General features: G+C 51.2%; 10 protein-coding genes. 3 read left to right on the top strand and 7 right to left on the bottom strand.

Annotation, left to right across the window (positions count from 1 at the left end; genetic code table 11):
* Window positions 1-77: 77 nt before the first annotated feature.
* Together HPT30_RS14440 and HPT30_RS14435 are read right to left on the bottom strand one after the other, a co-directional pair.
* Entirely contained in the window at window positions 78-3,800 is a 3,723-nt protein-coding gene (locus tag HPT30_RS14440; protein ID WP_175372056.1) for an S-layer homology domain-containing protein, read from the bottom strand.
* Between the two features lie 78 nt (window positions 3,801-3,878).
* On the bottom strand, window positions 3,879-4,688 hold the full coding sequence (locus HPT30_RS14435) for a hypothetical protein (protein WP_175372055.1): 810 nt from the start codon (window positions 4,686-4,688) through the stop codon (window positions 3,879-3,881).
* A gap of 600 nt (window positions 4,689-5,288) precedes the next feature.
* Here HPT30_RS14435 and HPT30_RS14430 point away from each other — a divergent pair.
* Window positions 5,289-6,656 carry a dicarboxylate/amino acid:cation symporter gene (locus HPT30_RS14430; RefSeq protein ID WP_175372054.1) on the top strand — a complete coding sequence of 456 codons (1,368 nt, stop codon included), beginning with the start codon at window positions 5,289-5,291 and terminating at the stop codon, window positions 6,654-6,656.
* A gap of 145 nt (window positions 6,657-6,801) precedes the next feature.
* Window positions 6,802-7,656: a protein-glutamine gamma-glutamyltransferase gene (locus tag HPT30_RS14425; protein WP_312876338.1), complete on the top strand. Its 855-nt coding sequence runs from the start codon at window positions 6,802-6,804 to the stop codon at window positions 7,654-7,656.
* Between the two features lie 177 nt (window positions 7,657-7,833).
* On the opposite strand, the gene hflX is transcribed toward HPT30_RS14425, so the two are convergent.
* The 5 genes from hflX to HPT30_RS14400 all read right to left on the bottom strand — a co-directional run bounded on the left by hflX (window position 7,834) and on the right by HPT30_RS14400 (window position 16,190).
* Complete coding sequence (gene hflX / locus HPT30_RS14420) at window positions 7,834-9,099, bottom strand: GTPase HflX (protein ID WP_175372116.1); 1,266 nt, start codon at window positions 9,097-9,099, stop codon at window positions 7,834-7,836.
* A 603-nt stretch (window positions 9,100-9,702) separates the two neighbouring features.
* On the bottom strand, window positions 9,703-12,735 hold the full coding sequence (locus HPT30_RS14415) for a DEAD/DEAH box helicase (protein ID WP_175372053.1): 3,033 nt from the start codon (window positions 12,733-12,735) through the stop codon (window positions 9,703-9,705).
* Window positions 12,732-14,372: an SWIM zinc finger family protein gene (locus HPT30_RS14410; RefSeq protein ID WP_175372052.1), complete on the bottom strand. Its 1,641-nt coding sequence runs from the start codon at window positions 14,370-14,372 to the stop codon at window positions 12,732-12,734. Before HPT30_RS14410 ends, HPT30_RS14415 begins: the two co-directional genes overlap by 4 nt.
* Before the next feature lie 185 nt (window positions 14,373-14,557).
* Window positions 14,558-15,595, bottom strand: a complete 1,038-nt coding sequence (locus HPT30_RS29985; RefSeq protein ID WP_246317090.1) for a M23 family metallopeptidase — start codon at window positions 15,593-15,595, stop codon at window positions 14,558-14,560.
* A gap of 169 nt (window positions 15,596-15,764) precedes the next feature.
* Window positions 15,765-16,190 carry a VOC family protein gene (locus HPT30_RS14400; RefSeq protein ID WP_175372051.1) on the bottom strand — a complete coding sequence of 142 codons (426 nt, stop codon included), beginning with the start codon at window positions 16,188-16,190 and terminating at the stop codon, window positions 15,765-15,767.
* A gap of 122 nt (window positions 16,191-16,312) precedes the next feature.
* Here HPT30_RS14400 and HPT30_RS14395 point away from each other — a divergent pair, with 122 nt between their 5' ends.
* Window positions 16,313-17,260, top strand: a complete 948-nt coding sequence (locus tag HPT30_RS14395) for a helix-turn-helix transcriptional regulator (protein ID WP_175372050.1) — start codon at window positions 16,313-16,315, stop codon at window positions 17,258-17,260.
* Window positions 17,261-17,416 lie beyond the last annotated feature (156 nt).

The raw sequence follows: 17,416 nt of genomic DNA, 5'->3' as shown, positions 1-17,416 counted from the left end.
GTGAAATGAAGAAGCCTCCGAATCCCTTTGAAAAGGGGTTCGGAGGCTTTTTTAGAAGATGTAATGCGGGGTGGGCATTACTTGGAAAGGAGATTAAATAGTACCTGTGCTACTTCTGCTCTAGTAGATACGCTGGCAGGGTTGAGCTTGCCATTGTTTCCTGCAATAACTCCAGAGGCAGTAAGGGCCTGTAGGGCTTCTTTAGCATAGTCTGCGATTTGGCCAGCATCGCTGTAGCTGGACAGAGCAGGGCCATTCTTAGAAGCTGGAAGCTCTCCCAAGACGTCCAGAGAACGGTACAGTAGCGTGAATAGCTCCTGGCGTGTGATTTTGCTGTCAGGCTTGAATTGGTTATCGCCTACACCGGTGGTGATACCCAGGCGTTTGGCAGCAGCCAGATAGCCGGTGTAATACGTGTTGCCGGCATCGGCGAAGTTATTAGCCGCATTCTCGTCGGCGTCAATGCCATAGGCTTTCAGCAGCAGAACAGTGAACTGTCCGCGGGTAACCGAGGCATTCGGGCTGTAGTGGGTATCGTCTGTTCCAGACGTGATGCTACGGGCAGCCAGGAAGCCAACGGCATCGCTGTACCATGCATTTGCTGCAACATCAGCGAAGTCGACTTTGTTATAAGCAACGATGTATTGGGAGAAATGAGTAGTGACAAAATCTACTGTTCCCGCAGCGTATTTGCCGCGTACATTGTCGAGACTTCCCGATTCATTAATATGGTAGATGATGATAGAATTCGGCTCTTCGCCAGCTTGCAGCTTGTAAGGAACGCTGATCTGCGCTTTGCCTCCGCCAAAGCTAGAAACAGTAAGGTCTCCTGCTTTGACAGTCAGATCGTAGACAGGTCTATCACCAAGGACCTCTTTACCTTCGTCGGTGAGTGAAACCTTGGCAATCCGAATATGGATATCGCCCTCATCTTTAGCTCCACTAATATTAGCGATTGCTTTGGCATCCAAGGTGATCGTTCCCACGTTGGCATAGTTGATTTTAACCTGAGCTTTTGTACCAGAAGCAACTGCATTGAATGCGCTTCTTGGAATGGTAAGCTCAGCGGTTTGAGTCTTAGCAGTAGTCTCAACCTTAATTTCTAGAAGTGCTGTTTTTCCTTCGGCTTCTGCTTTTTTAGCACTCTCTACAAGCTCCGCTACATCAGCTGCTGTGATGGAAGCTGTGGTAACACCTGTAGATTCATCGGTAGTAGCAACCGCTGTTTTAGAAGCGATGATTGTATTTCCTTGAGCACTAGTAACTGGTGCCGCACTGGCAGTAGGTGCCGGGCTGCTAACCGGAGTTGGTGCAGGAGAGTTGCTGCCAGTTGATGGACCGGGATCTGTGCCACCAGTAGGTGCTTTGTACTCCGGTACGACTACATCAGTTACAGGGCTTTCTTTGTAGCCCTCTTTTGCAGCATATCGCACGTTATAAGTACCAGGCACAAGTCCTGTAATTTCAACATCTGTGGCGTATACGTAATTGGTAACAGTGGACAGTTTATATTCCAGTGCTGGTGTTGTGCCGGTGATACGTCCGTCATTATTGGCAGATGAAGTAGGGGCGATACCGGTGAGACCGGTTGGCGCTGCTTGCTCTGCGGTATAGGCTGGCACGATTACATCGGCTGCTCTGCCCGCTTTGAAGCCTTCCTTGGCTGCGAATCTGACGTTATAAGTACCAGGTACAAGTCCTGTAATTTCGACATCTGTAGCATAGACATAATCGGTTACACCCGCCAGTTTGTATTCCAATGCAGGCGTCGTACCGGTGATACGTCCATCGTTATTCGCAGGTGAAGTAGGAGCAATACCTGCCAGTCCGGTTGGTGCCGCTTGCTCGCCGTATGCAGGTACCTCAACGCGAGTTACAGGGCTGGCGCTGTAGCCTTCCTTGGCGGCATAGCGAACATCGTAGAAGCCAGGTACAAGTCCTGTGATAGCTTCGCCGTTTACTGGAATGTAATCAGCTGCAGCGGCTGGTCTGTATTCCAGGGCTGAATTGGTTCCTGTAATCTGCCCATCATCGTTGGCAGGTGTAGTAGGAGCCACGCCGATCAGTCCAGTCGGTGCTGCTTGCTGGTGTGTAAAGACCGGAACAACAATTTCGGTGGCTTGACCCGGTTTATACGGAATTGCAGAAGCTCCTGCCGGAACGGTTGGGCCTTGATAACCGAACTTGGCAGCATATCTTACCTGATAGGTGCCTGGTGCCAGCCCGGTAATGGCTTCGCCGGATACTGGTTTGTAGTCAGGCTCATCGGCGCGTTTGTACTCCAGCGATTTGTTCAGAACGCCTGTAATCTGTCCGTCGTTAACGGTAGCCGAAGTTGGCGCTACGGCGGTCAGTTCGGTTGGAGTGGCTTCCAGTCTGGAGAACAGCTTATCCAGCGCGTTCAGGTAGAAATTGTATCTTGCACCATCGGCGTAACCGTTGCTGACAAAGTCGGGCTGGATATTTGTCCAGGAGTACATCAATTCGATGTGTCCGAGAATGGGTGCTGGTTGCCCGCTGTCATCCTTATTGGTTTTGTTATAGGTGAAGAGATACGGAACTTGCAGGCGATCTCCGAAAATTCGAGTATTGTTTTGATCCAAATAACTGATTGTGGTAGGTTTTTCAGCCGTGTTGTTTTGTGTCTTGATATTGGTCAAATATTCTTTGACTAGGTCCACATACAGCTTGGCATATGGGTGGTCGGTGGTCCGGACCTGGAGCTCATCGTTGGTGTGCGGATTTCCATCCTTGATAGAATTGCCGCTATTGTTGTTCGGCACGCCTACCGTCACACCGGAATCAAGCTTTGTATCCCACAGGTATATTTTATTGATGTTCTTCTTTTTGGCTTGTTCGTTAATGTATTTGATAACCGCCTGAGTATTAGGGCACCAGGAACCCCCGAACAGGATGGCATAGTTGCCGTCGCTGGACAAGATTTCTTTTAATTGATGATAGGTAACATGTTCATAGACGAGATCGCCGTCAGCCTGGGTAAAGATCGTTGGCTTGCCCGGATTCTCTCCTTCATAGTTCTTGTTAAATGCAGCTTTGATATACTCCGATTCATTGATCGTGTCGTATTTCACAGCTTTGGCGAATACGGATCGAACATCCGCTTTATAGGCATCGACCTTGGTTTGATCTAGGGTTTCGTTCGTCAGGAACTGTGACCAGGATTTGCTGTCTTTAAGGGAAGAGACAATTGGAGCACTGTTGCCTAGGGCATCCTTGTTGTCCTTGTTGTAGACAAAGAGGAACGGAGCTTCGATTTTGTTAGCCGTGACCGTGCTGCCGTCTTTGGCTGTGTAGCTCACGTTGTGTGCTGGATCGTTCTTGTCGTAAATATTCAGGTTCGTCAGATACTTGTTAACCAGGTCTACGTATTTGTACGCGAACTTGTTATTGGTATCTGCGATTTGCAGTGTATCGCCATCCAGCTTGGTATCGAAATTATAAATGGTAGAAATGCCGTAATCCTTGGCAACTTCATTGATAAAGCCGATATCTGCTTGTGTGTTCTCATCCCATGCGCCGCCTACCAGAACGGCATACGTGCCTTGGCTTTCAAACAAGTGAACAATGTCCTCGTAAGTTGCTGTTTTATAGACATGGTTCGGATCATTCAGTTTCGGGTACACCTTGCTGAAATAATCAAAAGTAGATAGCGGAGTAGCAGCTGTAGAAACGGTTGTTTCAGCAGCCGCTGCTGCCCGGCCTGCCTGAAGAGGCAGGACCGCCAGAGAGGCTGCCAGCAGCAGACTCACAATTTTTTTGGGCTTGAACTTGATAGTCATTAAATTTGCACCTCGATTTCTGTCTTTTTCTGAAAATATAGTTGGCTGGGTTTTAGCTCAGCAGCGATGATGCAGTAATCAAGGGCATACTTCTTCGTCAGATGACGGAGCAGGTGCTGGTGCTGGTGCCGGGTCAGAGGCAGGTGCCGGAGCTTGCACACTCTCTGTTGGGGCAGAAGCGCTTGATTTGGAATGAGCGGGCTCCGCCGCAGGCGCAGCGGTAGCTTTGGCCTTCACCACTTCGGTCGTTGAGAAGGTGATCTTCTTGGCCGGAGCGGCTGTAGGCTCCGGTGCAGCAGTAGCTTTAGCTTCGGCAACTGGAGCTTGTGCTGGTACTGCCGTTGGTTGGGCGGCTTTCACTGCTGGAGCAGGGGTAGCTGCCGGTGTAGTCTTGGAGACCACGGGCGCTGCTGCGGCTGCCGGTGCAGTGGTTGCTTGCGGCTGTGCCGGTGCTGTTTGTGCGGCTGGTGCAGCAGCGGCTTGTGCCGGCGCAGCTACTTTGGCAGCGGCGGTGTTCACGGTTGGAGCTTCGGCAGCTGGTGCGGAAGCTGTCTTCACCTGTGCGGCTTCGGCTTGCGCAGGTGCTTCTGTCGCTTGCGGCTGCTGAGCAGTTGTCACAGCGGCGGCTTGATCGGCAGGCGCGGCAGTGGCCTCAGCCTGCACGGTTTCTGCAGCAGGTGCAGTGGTTGCTTCCGGTTGAACGGTCTCGGCTACAGTCTGCACAGCTGTCTGTGTGCCTGCGGCGGAAGCGGTGTCAGTAGTAGCAGCAGCGGTATTGTTTTGTGCCGGCGCAGCCTCCGGTTTTTTCTGATTGGCCGATACGGCAGCATAAGTCAAAGCAGAGAAGACTACAGCAGCAGTAACGATCGAAATAGTGAGCTTTTTCATAAGAGTAATCATCCTTTTCTTTGCGCCCTGGACCAGGCAGACAAGGCGGCTAAGCCTGTCGCCTTCGGGCTTATTTGTAGTGCGTTTTGCGGATACAGTCGGGGCTTTACAACATGTCCTGCGTGTTACATGAATATTCATTTCTGCAAGCTTGGTTCCAGCGGAAACAACAAGAGACTCAGGCAGGTGGTGCTATGACATCACCCGCTGAATTTCTGGCTGTCCAGTAGACTCAGTCCTCCGCTAGTTATGTATGCTCATGCTGGATTGCTCGGCTGAAGTCTTCATCCCTCCCTTTTGCGCCAATAAAAAAACCAGAGACTCAAGAGAACGCAAACCTAGCGCTCTAACTCGAATCTCTGGCTGTCCAGTTGATTCTATCCCTTTGGTGATCCAGCAAATGATGCATGCATCGTGTGATGTTTTTAATATTATTCAATGGCGAAAGTAGTTGTCAATCAATATTTATTTTTCATACCGAAATTATCGGAATTAAATGAAATTAACATATAATTACATTGACATTCATAGGTTTTGTATATACATTATTTATCATTATTCATATCAAATAAGTGGGGTATTGGGAGGGTTTTAGAAAGAATGAAGAATATAGACAATAATCTACTCTCGGCGATTCAAACAAACTGGTACGGATTTGTAGTTTCTATCGTTGTCTTTGGAATTTTATTTCTGTTGGCACGCAAGCGGGTAGGGTTTGGTACCCGAGTCATTATCGGTTTGTTAATCGGACTTGTAGTTGGGATTCTTTTTCAAAAGCTGGAATTTGAGACCAAGGCAATTAGCACCTTTGGCAGCATTTATGTAAGTTTGATCCGCATGCTCGTTATTCCCCTGGTCTTCGTTCTCGTATTGAACAGCATCGCGTCTCTGACCAACCTGGAGTATCTGCGTAAAGTTGGTATCAAGACCTTTGCCTGGTTCCTGGGGACAACGGGAATCGCTTCTATTATAGGACTGACAGTAGCCCTGCTCTTCAATCCTGGTCAAGGTATTCAGCAGGAGGTGCCGGCGGACTTCACTGCCCGTGAGATTCCGACCTTCTCGCAGGTCATTCTCGACCTCGTACCTTCTAACCCGGTTAATGAAGCGGCGACTGGCAAAGTGGTTCCACTGCTTATCTTCGCAGTTTTCCTGGCAGTGGCAATTATCAAGATTGGCTCTAAAAAGCCAGAGGCAGTAAAGCCTGTACGTGATCTGATCGAATCTCTGACCTTGATTCTACACCAAGTCGTCAAATTCATTATCCGCTTAACGCCATATGGCGTGTTCGCACTCATTGCCGCGATTACGGCGCGTTACGGATGGGAGACCTTGCAGGAGCTAGGAAGTGTTATTATTACCTCCTATGTAGCCATGATCATCCATTTTGTGCTCATCTTCGGTGGCCTGGTATTCTTCGTAGCCAAGGTCAATCCAATTAAGTTCTTCCGCAAAATCTATCCGACCATCGCTGTAGCATTCACCACCCGCAGCAGCTATGCTACGCTTCCAGTCAATCTGGAAGTCATCACTAAGAGATTGCATGTCTCGCCGCGTATTGCGAGCTTTATCGCTCCGCTTGGCGCTTCTGTGAACTTCAACGCCTGCGGCGGCATCTGGCCGGCAATTGTGGCGGTGTTCACTGCTCAAGTATTTGGGATCAATTTGACCGTAACAGACTACATCGTTCTCGTACTTGTTAGTATTATTTCTTCTATTGGTGTAGCTGGAGTTCCAGGTCCAGCGGTAATCTCTACTACAGTTGTATTAACTGCGCTAGGCTTGCCGCTTGAAGGTATCGCTATTGTGGCCGGTGTAGAAGCTCTCATCGATATGGGACGTACTGCCGTGAATGCGACAGGAACTACGGTTACAGCTCTGTTAGTTGCTAATTCAGAAGGTGAATTCGACCGTGAAGCCTTCAATTCGGATAACGAAGACGATGAGATCGCACTTGGTACGGCATAATTTAACCTAATATTAAAAATAACACTACAACCCTCCAGTTCCTGCACATGTGCAGCGGTACTGGAGGGTTGTTTTGCACATCCACAGGAGTTGCAACGTACAATAACCCATATTAAGAGAATAAAGTTTCATGGGAGGTACGGCAGTGATTACGTTCTTGAATGGCGACATCAACGGAATTAACATGTCAGGCTTGACCGGGGTAGAGCGGGAGATTGTAGCGGAGAAACAGAGGAGCCCGGAGAACTATGTGTATGAAAGTCCGGCGGCGCTGGAATTCGAGCTGAATACAAGAAAGCACATTGTGAATGCGGCAAGGGCACTGGATGCCAGCGGAGCAGAATTTGCCTCTTTTGAGACTACCCGGGGTAATCCGAATTATTGGACCCGGACCAGCAAAGGCGGGCTACAGCTGAGAAGCGGGGTTCAGCCATCCGATGGGATCAACGACATTTTTCGTAACGGTTATCTTTATGCATTTGAATGCGCCACGGCAACAGTAGTGGTTTTATACAAGGGTGTGTTGGATACGCTGGGCCCGGCTGTATTCAACTCCTATTTCAATGATCTGCTACTATATGACTGGCATTATGATAGCGATCTGCAGCTTACTACTATTAATAACAATCTGGAAGCCTATCCTGGCGATGTGCAGTATTTCAAGAATCCCGACCATGATCCGAACAAACCCGAATGGCAGGGTGAGAATGTTATCGTCCTGGGGAATGGGGAATATTTTGGTCACGGCATCGGTATAAGCTCCGGGGCGGGCATCATTACTGCGCTGAATGAGGAGAGGGTACCGGGAAGCACAACGTCTGCATATCTCTTGGATGAGACATTTCATCCTGATTTTGAGTATTTGCGGAAATTATCGGAGGGACGAAGCCGCTCGTTTTCCGTAGTCAGAGCTTCAGACCTGGCGGTCATCGCCAGAATTGGGGGGCATCATTATATTTATACGTATAAAAAAGCAGACCTCTCGACTACATCGATATAATATGGATGATTTCTGAACCTTTAGCAGGCTTACAAAGCGTGAAAAAACCGGCGCTACACTACGTCATGGACGCGTGCAGGCCGGTATATATTTGCCTTTTAGGAGTTCTCAGAAAGACAAGCAGTCCCCCACCCCAATCCTGTGCAGAGGTCGAGGTTTTCTTGTTTTTCAGATCGTTTAAAGCTCGATGAAATCGTTACGGTACTTCTCAAAGTCTGCTATTTTGCACTCCAGCATCATCCGGGTGCCATTTTCCTCATAGCTGACGGATTGGACATGAGCGTTCTCGTTGAAGTAAGAGACTAGACGTCCCTGGTCAAAGGGCACAAGGATCTCGCATTGCATGTAGTCATTGAACACATGATCGCGAATCAACTGTGTTAATTCAGGAATGCCCTTATTTTGCTTCACGGACAAGTAAAGGTTATCCCCTTCAACAAGTGGATAGGGCAGTTCTGTCAAATCTGCTTTATTGTAGGCGTAGAGGACAGGAATCCCGTCTGCGCCGAGCGCTTTTAAAGTCTCCTCCGTCACTGCCATATGTTGCTTGTGCTGTGAATCAGCAATATCAACGACGTGGATTAGCAGATCCGCCTCGGTCACTTCTTCAAGCGTGGAGCGGAAGGCTTTGACCAGATGGTGCGGCAGCTGGCTCACGAATCCTACCGTATCCGTCAAGAGAAAGGTTTTATGATCCGGTAAATCGATGCTGCGTACCGAGGTCTCCAGGGTGGCGAACAACATATCCTTCGCGAATACCTGTTTGTTGGAACCCGGATGGTAAGTCTCAACCATAGCATTCATTAAGCTGGATTTACCGGTATTGGTGTACCCAACGAGACAGACCACAGGTACTTCATTCTTGTGACGCTGCTTGCGTTGAATTTGGCGCCGCGACACCTGCTGGGTAAGCTCAGTCTGGAGGGCGGTGATGCGCTCCTCAATTCTCCGGCGGTCTAGTTCAAGCTTTGTCTCCCCGGTACCTTTGTTCTTCATGCCAGCGCCACCGCCCTGACGTCCCAGTGATTCACGCAGGCCTGATAGGCGGGGGAGCATATATTGCAGCCGGGCCACTTCTACCTGGAGCTGGGCTTCCTTGGTTTTGGCCCGTTCGGCGAAGATATTGAGGATCAGAATCGTCCGGTCAATAACTTCCCGATCCAGTGTTGATTCCAGGTTGCGAATTTGGGAAGGGGACAGTTCATCGTTGAAAATAACAAGTTCTGTACCCGCTGCTTCCATTAAAGCCTTCAATTCTTCGATTTTACCCGTTCCAAGATAATGGGAAGGGTTGATCCGGCTGGTCTTCTGGCTTAATTCCCCGATAACCTCGATATTGCATGCAGCTGCCAGATTGCGCAGCTCTTCCATAGAATAGGCGAAGTTATGGTCCTGTTGCAGCTGGACACCAACAATGATCGCTGTTTGTTGAGTAGGTTCCATCATATATAATCATCCTCCGTTATTTAGCCAAAGTTAACATAAAAATTTGGCGAAAATGAAAAATAAAAAAAGCACAGGCTATCTGCCTGTGCTTACAGTATCTGTAGAGGACTTCAGAACAAGGACGCGAGGGAAGACGTACTTCCGCTGCGAGACCTGGTCTTCCATAGGATGCAGGACACAAATAGCCTTTACATGAGAAAAGATGTATGACATCTCCCCCTGCGATAACAGGCTACGCTTGTGTTCACGGGTTTCTATGGAGTTCCTAAAGGCGGAATGCCGAAGAGCGGTAAGCTTCTCCGGGCAGTCCATGGCTGTGGGTTACCTTTAAAAATGGCAGACCTATCCTGAGTCCTCTGCACATGGGCAGAGCTTGAGCGCTATTCAATTAGCCGCGCAACGTACGAACTCGGATAAAGTCTATCACACGTAACCCTCCGTTCAATAAAAGTTAAGTCGATTCTAACACATACACTAATTTATGGCAAACTGGAGGTGAGTCGGGTTCACTTCAAAGCTCTGCTAATCGAAGTAAGCCCCAATCGCCTGTAACGCACAAGAAGCTAAGAACTCTCAGCGATTATGGGTAGGCTCACCACTTTACGCCATCCATTCTCTACGTAAGGTGAACAGATCCTTGAGTGCGTCTGTAGAAAGCTCGGTAATCCAGCCTTCCGAGCTGGAAATCACGTTGTCGCTAAGCTGCTGCTTACTCTCCAGCATCTCATCAATGCGCTCTTCGAGCGTACCGAGCGAGATGAATTTATGGACCTGAACATCCCGGGTCTGGCCCATCCGGTAGGCCCGGTCGGTTGCCTGATTCTCGACGGCTGGATTCCACCAGCGGTCGAAGTGGAACACATGGTTGGCCGCGGTCAAGTTGAGGCCGACTCCACCGGCTTTCAGCGAAAGGATGAAGACGTTTGGCTGGTCGGACGCTGATTCGCTCGAATCTGTTCGTGCAGGAGCCTGGAAGCGATCGATCATCCGATCCCGTGCAGTTTTGGAGGTGCTGCCATTCAGATATAGCACCGGCTCTCCGAGCTCCTGCTGGAGTACTGCCTGCAGCATTTGGCCCATGCCGACATACTGTGTGAAGATGAGGCAGCGTTCATCCTCCTCGCGCAGCTCACGGACCATGGCCATCAAGCGTTCCAGTTTGGCTGAACGCCCGATCAGGGCCGGGGTATTCAGCGGTGCCATCGCTCCTGAATCGGGGTCGGTCTCCTGCAAGGCTTCCTTAGAAAGCAGTGCCGGATGGTCACATAGCTGCTTGAGCCGGGTAAGCGCCGAGAGAATAGCGCCCTTGCGCTCGATGCCTTCGAGCTTCTGCACACGTTCCAGCAGTTCATTGACGGTCTGGTCATATAGCGCAGCCTGCTCTGCTGTCAGGTGAATATAGGTCTTCATCTCGTTCTTGTCCGGCAGATCGAGCTGGATTGCCGGATCTTTCTTCTTGCGCCGCAGCATGAACGGTTTAACGAGTCGTTGCAGCTCATTTGTACGACGCTCATCGCGTTCCTTCTCGATGGCATTGCTGAACCGGTCCTGGAACGACTTGGAGCTGCCGAGGTAACCGGGCGTGATAAAGTCGTAGATTGACCACAGCTCAGAGAGGCGGTTCTCAATCGGCGTACCTGTCAGGGCGATCCGGTGCAGCGCCGGGAAGCTGCGAACGGCGACCGACTGCTTCGTCTGCGCGTTCTTGATGTTCTGCGCTTCATCCAGGCAGATGCATCCCCAGGTGAATTGCTTCAGCAGTTCCTGATCCAGCGAAGCGGTAGCATAAGACGTCAGTACCACATCAGCCTGCGAAGCGGCTCCGTAGAAGTAGCCAGCCTCCAGACGTTTGCTGCCATAATGCAGCATAACGTTCAGAGACGGGGCGAAGCGGGCCAGCTCCTTCTGCCAGTTGCCGAGTACCGAGGTCGGGCAGATGATGAGCGACGGCCAATCCGCAGGGGCCGCGTGAGGATCTCTTTTGGCTGCCGCATCCGGTTTGGGGGCGGCGGCATAGTTGTCTTTCAGGTGGAGCAGATAGGTGATCAGCTGCACCGTTTTGCCCAGGCCCATGTCGTCGGCCAGGCAGGCGCCCAGCCCGAAGCGGCGCAGGAAAGCCAGCCAGGCGAAGCCGTCGTGCTGGTAGCTGCGAAGCTCGGCCTTAAGGCCGGCCGGCACCTCGGGCTTCGGCCACTGGGCCTGTTGTCCAAGCTGGCCGATGAGGCCGAGCAAGTGTCCGTTCAGCTCCACCTCCAGGCGGAGCCGCGTGGCCTCCTCCTGAAGCTGCTCTTCGGCGGCTTCAGCATTCTCGGCTTCATCACCTGTACCCAGGAGATGAAGCTGCAGAACATCCTGGAAGGACAAGCCCTGCGACTTGTCCATGCCAGCCATGGCCCGCTGAATCTGGGCCAAGAGGGCAGGGTCGAGCGGAATCCACTGGCCGCGGAAGCGGACCAGACGCTCGCCCCGGGCGACCAGCTCGGCGAACTCGGACTCCGAGAGGTCCGCATCGCCGATGGAGATTCGCCAATCGAAATCGATTAGCGAATCCAGACCGAACAGCGACTGGCCGCTGCGCTCGCCTTCGCCAGAGCTGACCTTGGCGCGCAGGCGCGGCTTCTTCCGGCTGGCGGTTTCCCACCACGCCGGGAGCAGCACCTGCCAGCCCGCTTCCAGCAGACGGCGGCTGTCCGCCGTCAGGAAGCGCCAGGCCAGCTCATTGCTGAGCGGCGCGCCTAGCATATCGGCGCCGCTTAAGAGCTGCTCGCCTGGCAGGCTGGCACGCAGCCGGGCGGACCAGCCTGCGGCGCGTTCGGTGACATGGGGCGTCCACGCCGCAGGCCACTTCCCGGCGGCTTCGCCTTCGCCGCTCAGCTGTATCGGCACCAGCACGGACTCGTCATACTTGTCCTGCAGCACAAGCTTGAGTACCCAGTGCGGCTCATCGCCTTCCGGCTCCAGCAATTGCAGCGCCGGGCGGAACGGGGCGGTATCGGCCTTCCAGCCGATGGAGATCAGCCAGGCGGCTTCATCCATACCTGCCGTGCCCGTGCCGCTTCTATCGAACAGCAGCGGGTATTCGCTGCGCAAATCGCCAGCGGTGGCTTCGGTTCCGTAATATTGCTGGGACACCGCTGCCGAGAACGCTGCACGGAGTCCTTCCGTGAACTCGGAGCTCTCAGTGAGCATCTGCTGTAGAGTAGATGACTCGTTCCGGTCTGTGGCGGCCCGCTTCAGCGCGGCATCATCCCAGGTCCATTGCAGCCGCCCTTCCCGATAAGCGGCCAGACGTGGAATATATTTTTTCCCCTTCAGGCAGTCCGTCAGCAGGGGGGCTAATACATTAAGACGGGCAGCGCCGCCTTCCCAGTTCCAATGCACATGGCTCAGAAGCTTGGGATCGGAGAAGAACGGGATGACCTGCTCTGCAGGCAGAACCACCACTTGAACGTCTTCCACCTGCCGCACCGCCAGTTCTGTACCATAGAAAGAAGCTTCGTGCCAGGCGAACAATCGCTGCTTGAAGGTCAATCCAGGGACATAATCGTCCCGTTCGTTGAGCCCGAATAATAAGGCATCGCCGTACTCGCTCAAGGCGAGCTTCACGGTGATCGTATTCAAATTGATGCTCATGTAATCAGTTTTCCTTTCCGAAGCTCTTCCTGCAAGGCGCGCAGTCTGCTATTGCGAACGGAGAACGAATGGATATACAGCTCCCATCGCTCCTCCTGCTTCATTTTCTTGTATAGCTTGGATAGCCGCTTCAATAACTTAACCGCTGCTTTATAGCTTTGCCTGTTCTTGTCCAGCACGAATCGTTCTACAGCCTGATGGTAGAAGGGGAGCAGCGTTTCCGGTGCATGCTTTTCCAGCGGCTGAAGGTCCCGGACACGGAAGTCGGCAGGTTCTTTGCCGTTCGCGAGCTGGTAGTCCATCCAGACTTGCCATTTCTCATGGATGAGCAGCTTTTCGCCATAGATTTCACCTGCCAAAGGCAGCATTTCGCTCAGAGTACTCCACATCAATGGCTCACTTTCTGGGCGCTGGGCCACGACCGCATCCCAGTAGCTCGAATAATCCTTCAGATTTCCGTAGATTCGGCTACCGAGCAGCGGGCCAGTCTGAACGAGCCAGTTCACTAGCCGCTCCCAATCCCCGGCGCTGTATAAGGGCTCAAGGAAGCCGAGCAGGTCTTCCGGCTGCAGAGCGGGGGTGTCCGCAGCGGTGCGAAGATGTGCCCAGGCAGGGGGATCGTCCCCGAGGTAGAAATACATCCGGCTCTGGGCTAGCAGCCAGGCATGCCGCGAGAGTGAAGTCCCAAGCTCTGTCTCCGCTGTACGTAGCTGATCAAGCTCCTCTTCGTATAGCTTGTTGTCACTGAGGTTGGGTTCGAGCCAATGTTCCCAGTACAGCTCATAAGCTATACGGAAATAAGGCTGCTCACGGGAACGGCCGCGTGGCTCAGACAGCATTTGCAGGCGCAGATAGTCCAAAATTTCCATCGCCCTAGGCCATTGCTGGGATTCTACCCTCAGCGGAAGGCCGCTAGTCAGGAGCTGCCCGATAGAATCTTGCAGCTCTGTGACAGTCATATGGGCGAAGTAGCCCATGGAGGAAACGAACGTAGTCTGCGCCGGACCCTGGGGTTTAGTTATCGTTTCTAGCACAAAGAGGTGGGCATGGAGTAGGAACAGTTTCTCTGTAGCCGGTGACATCGACGGTTTATATTTCAGGATGGCCGCGAGGGCTTTCTCGGCATAACCCGGCGTCCGGCTCGTGTGGGCCAGCGGGGCGGTGCAGCTTACACAGAACTCACGCCACTCCGCAACCCCGGCTTCCGGTATACCGCTTGCCTGTTGTTGAAGCAGATCCTGTCGCGCCAGCATTGAAGCCGCCCCAGGGGGAACCTTGGGACTGGCTGGACGCTGCAGAGAAGCGGCAGCCTTAGCGTTCGCTAGTGTCTGCACGGAGCGCTTCTGCATGTCTGCATAATGCATCAGCACGGCGGCCATATGCTTGCAAGGTCCTTTGACAGGACATTCGCAGCGGCTATTTCCGAGATTGTCGAGATCGATAACCACGGAGTAATCATCGTTACCCTCAACGAGGGTAATGATTTTACGCGCATCGGTCACTGCAAACGGCCGGACACGCTTTTGCTTATAATATTGAAACCCACGTTTGAGCGTCAGATCATCGAAAAGATACGCCACATCCTGAATGAGCTTGTCCCACAGCTCATCATCCATGGCATCTATAGTAGATTGCATCGCTTTATTCTCCCGTTAATATATAGTTGCTATTATCTCCTTCTATTATATCATTTATTATCTGTCTTTCTCTTCATCGGCTACGGCAGCTTGGAAGGGCAATTCATAAGCCGAAAGGCTGCTATTAATATAAGCGACAAAAAGAAGCAACTCAGATGTCCGGGTTGCTTCTTTTTATTCGATCATTAAGGTGCTTTGATATAGGTGCCTTGTTCGTAATCATCGGCGTCTTTCCAATTCACGCGCAGGGACTTCGTAGTATACAGCTCTGCACTGTCGGCTACCTCGAAATGCAGATGCGCTTCACTCGAATTACCCGAGTTGCCGCATTTGCCAAGCGAATCTCCGGCTTTCACCTGATCGCCGACTTTGACGCTGACCGAGCCCTTTTGCAGATGGGCATAATAGCTGAACTCTCCATTGCCGTGATCGATAATCACATGGTTTCCGGCAATCTCTTTCGTGTTCTCCGTTCCGACAGGGCTGTTGTCATGGATGTTATTGACCACTTTCACTACCTTGCCTGCTGCGGCAGCGAAGATAGGTTTACCAAAAGCGTAGTAGCTTTCATTTTTGGCGGGATCACCTTTATAGCTGAATCCATTGTTTACGACAATCAGGTCATATGCATAACGCTGCTGTTCAGCTCCATAGTGGTAGTTGATCAGCTCATTGGGTCCTCCCCAGAAGACAAACCAATTCCCTTTAAAGGGTAGCTGAAAGGTCGTCTGCGTACGCTTTGCATCGGTCTCAGGATACAATTTCAATGTATCAAAGATAAGGAACTGGATCTGATTTTTACTGTTAAACATGACCTGAATCATTTTTTCACCTTTAGGGTCCGTCCAGGCATAGTAGTTGGTATTGTTCAAGGTTACGTGACTCTTCAATTTATAGGAAGTGACGTTACTATGGTACAGGCGAGCCGCTTGTTTGAAGTCTTGAAGCGGGAACGCCTTTTTGAATTCCGCTATTGTTTGTCCATAAATCAACTCATATTTCTCTTGCTGCAGCAGTTGCAGCAGTTGGTCCGGTTTGAAGGGAGAAGGTTGGGGCTGCGATTTCGAATTTGAATTCACTGCTGCTACCTTCGTGATAGAACTTACGGGTGCTGTGTCAGACTTCGCGGAATTTGCCGAAGCTGAGGCAGCTAAGGAACCTACACTTAATGAGCCAACAAGACTTAACAGCACCAGGCTTTTTCTGCTAATGAAATCATTCATCGGTTTATCTCCTTTATCGTTGGTTTCATAGCTGAGTTTATCCGATGAGTGTTAACACGTGGGTAACTGAATCTTATCATTGCATTAATCCCGGAGGTCTAAATTAAGGCGCTGTTAAGACTTGATCGCAACCCTTTTATCTGATTCAAAAGGAAAACTTGAAGTGTTTCTATGACTGACGTTTAGTGAAAATTTGAAAGGTTACGCCGAACTTATCTTTAATCATCCCGTAAGCCGGACTGAAATAGGCCGCTTCCAACGGCAGAATAACCTGACCTCCTTGTTGCAAGGCCTGATAGAATTGCTTGGCCTGATTGCTGTCATCCGTGGTGAGACAGATCGTCAAGATATTGCCCTGTTGGAGGGTTAATCCCGGAATGGAGTCGGCTACAAATATCTGTGTATCGCCAATCTTCAGAATGGCGTGCGCAACGAGCGCTGCGTCCTCGGGCTTCAGCGGAGAATCGGGGTTCTGTGGGCCTTCGCCGAAGGTTTGTTTGAAAAGCAGTTCGGCACCTAAAGCTTGTTCATAGAATTGGATGGCTTCCTCAGCCTGACCGTCAAGCATAATGTAGGGAATTAATTGAAAAGACATTCTTATACATCTCCTTAGGTTGAATTATGGTGTGTTGGACTTCTTGTTCTGGCTGTAATCTTATTGTAGAGTCTAATAGTGACAACTATTGTCACTAATAAAAAATTAATGGAGTCTGCCATATGCCAAAATCAAAACGGCTGCTGGAGCTGATGATGACCGTCAACCGGAAACGGAGATTTACCGTTAAGGAACTGGCCGAGGAATTCCAGGTCTCAACAAGGACTATCCTGAGGGATCTGCAGGAGCTTAGCGAGCTAGGTGTTCCTCTGTATTCAGAAGTGGGTCCGCACGGTGGTTATCAAGTGTTAAAAGAAAGCATTCTGCCGCCCATTGCCTTTACGGAGGAGGAAGCCGTTGCCCTGTTTTTTGCCAGCCATGCCCTGCGTCATTATACTTCGCTACCCTTTAAGGAGGAATCTGCAGCGGCGCTTCAGAAGTTCTACCACCATATGTCCAGTGAGGTCCGAGACCGTATTGATCAGGTGAAGAATCGCTTCGACCTTGTGACCCCTGTACGGCAAACAGAGTCGCCCTATCTATCGATACTGTTGGAGGGGGCGGTCGGGCAACGGGTGATGACTATTGAATATGAGACAAAAGGAGTACGTTCGCAGCGGCAGATTCAGCCCATTGGAGTCTATGCCCAAAATGGCTTATGGTACTGTCCAGCGTATTGTTTTCTCCGTGAGGGCATTAGGGTCTTCCGCTGCGATAGGATGTATTCTGCGGATTTTGATACGTCTGGCCTTACGCCGATGGATTTGCGGGAAGTTCATCTGGGCAATCGGAAGGAAGTGCTGCAGGGGGAAACGGAGACCATGCCACTTCTTGTCGAACTGGGTAAGGAAGGGGTTCAGAGGTGCGAAGCAGAATTGTGGCTGGTTCCCAAGCTGCGCATCCGAGACAATGGTACCGGGTGGCTGGAAGGGAAGGTCCCGAAGCGTGACCTTGCTTTCCTGGCTGACTTTATGATCAGCCTGGGTCATGAGGCAACTGTGCAACAACCGGCAGAATTAGTGAACCAGATGGTGACCAAGCTCTCCCGGATGATGTCCAAATACGAATAGGAACGATGAAGCCAGGATGTACCGGTGCGCTGGATATAAGCCGGTAGGTGCTATCCGCCTTTCCATTCTGTAAGGAATCGTACCTGTGTTGCGAGAAATCCCTTTCAGGGACAAGGACAAGGGCAGTAGCAGTAGCAGTAGCAGGGGCATAATGAG

It is taken from the genome of Paenibacillus agri (genome assembly GCF_013359945.1).
Classification (GTDB): domain Bacteria; phylum Bacillota; class Bacilli; order Paenibacillales; family Paenibacillaceae; genus Paenibacillus_AQ; species Paenibacillus_AQ agri.
The sequence above is the reverse complement of the archived record's forward strand: the minus strand, read 5'-3'. Positions and strand labels throughout refer to the sequence as shown.

Excerpts from the sequence above, each read along its gene's own strand:
- HPT30_RS14440 (WP_175372056.1), bottom strand. The coding sequence starts at position 3,800 with ATGACTATCAAGTTCAAGCCCAAAAAAATTGTGAGTCTGCTGCTGGCA.
- HPT30_RS14435 (WP_175372055.1), bottom strand. The coding sequence starts at position 4,688 with ATGAAAAAGCTCACTATTTCGATCGTTACTGCTGCTGTAGTCTTCTCT.
- HPT30_RS14430 (WP_175372054.1), top strand. The coding sequence starts at position 5,289 with ATGAAGAATATAGACAATAATCTACTCTCGGCGATTCAAACAAACTGG.
- hflX (WP_175372116.1), bottom strand. The coding sequence starts at position 9,099 with ATGGAACCTACTCAACAAACAGCGATCATTGTTGGTGTCCAGCTGCAA.
- HPT30_RS14415 (WP_175372053.1), bottom strand. The coding sequence starts at position 12,735 with ATGAGCATCAATTTGAATACGATCACCGTGAAGCTCGCCTTGAGCGAG.
- HPT30_RS14410 (WP_175372052.1), bottom strand. The coding sequence starts at position 14,372 with ATGCAATCTACTATAGATGCCATGGATGATGAGCTGTGGGACAAGCTC.
- HPT30_RS29985 (WP_246317090.1), bottom strand. The coding sequence starts at position 15,595 with ATGAATGATTTCATTAGCAGAAAAAGCCTGGTGCTGTTAAGTCTTGTT.
- HPT30_RS14400 (WP_175372051.1), bottom strand. The coding sequence starts at position 16,190 with ATGTCTTTTCAATTAATTCCCTACATTATGCTTGACGGTCAGGCTGAG.
- HPT30_RS14395 (WP_175372050.1), top strand. The coding sequence starts at position 16,313 with ATGCCAAAATCAAAACGGCTGCTGGAGCTGATGATGACCGTCAACCGG.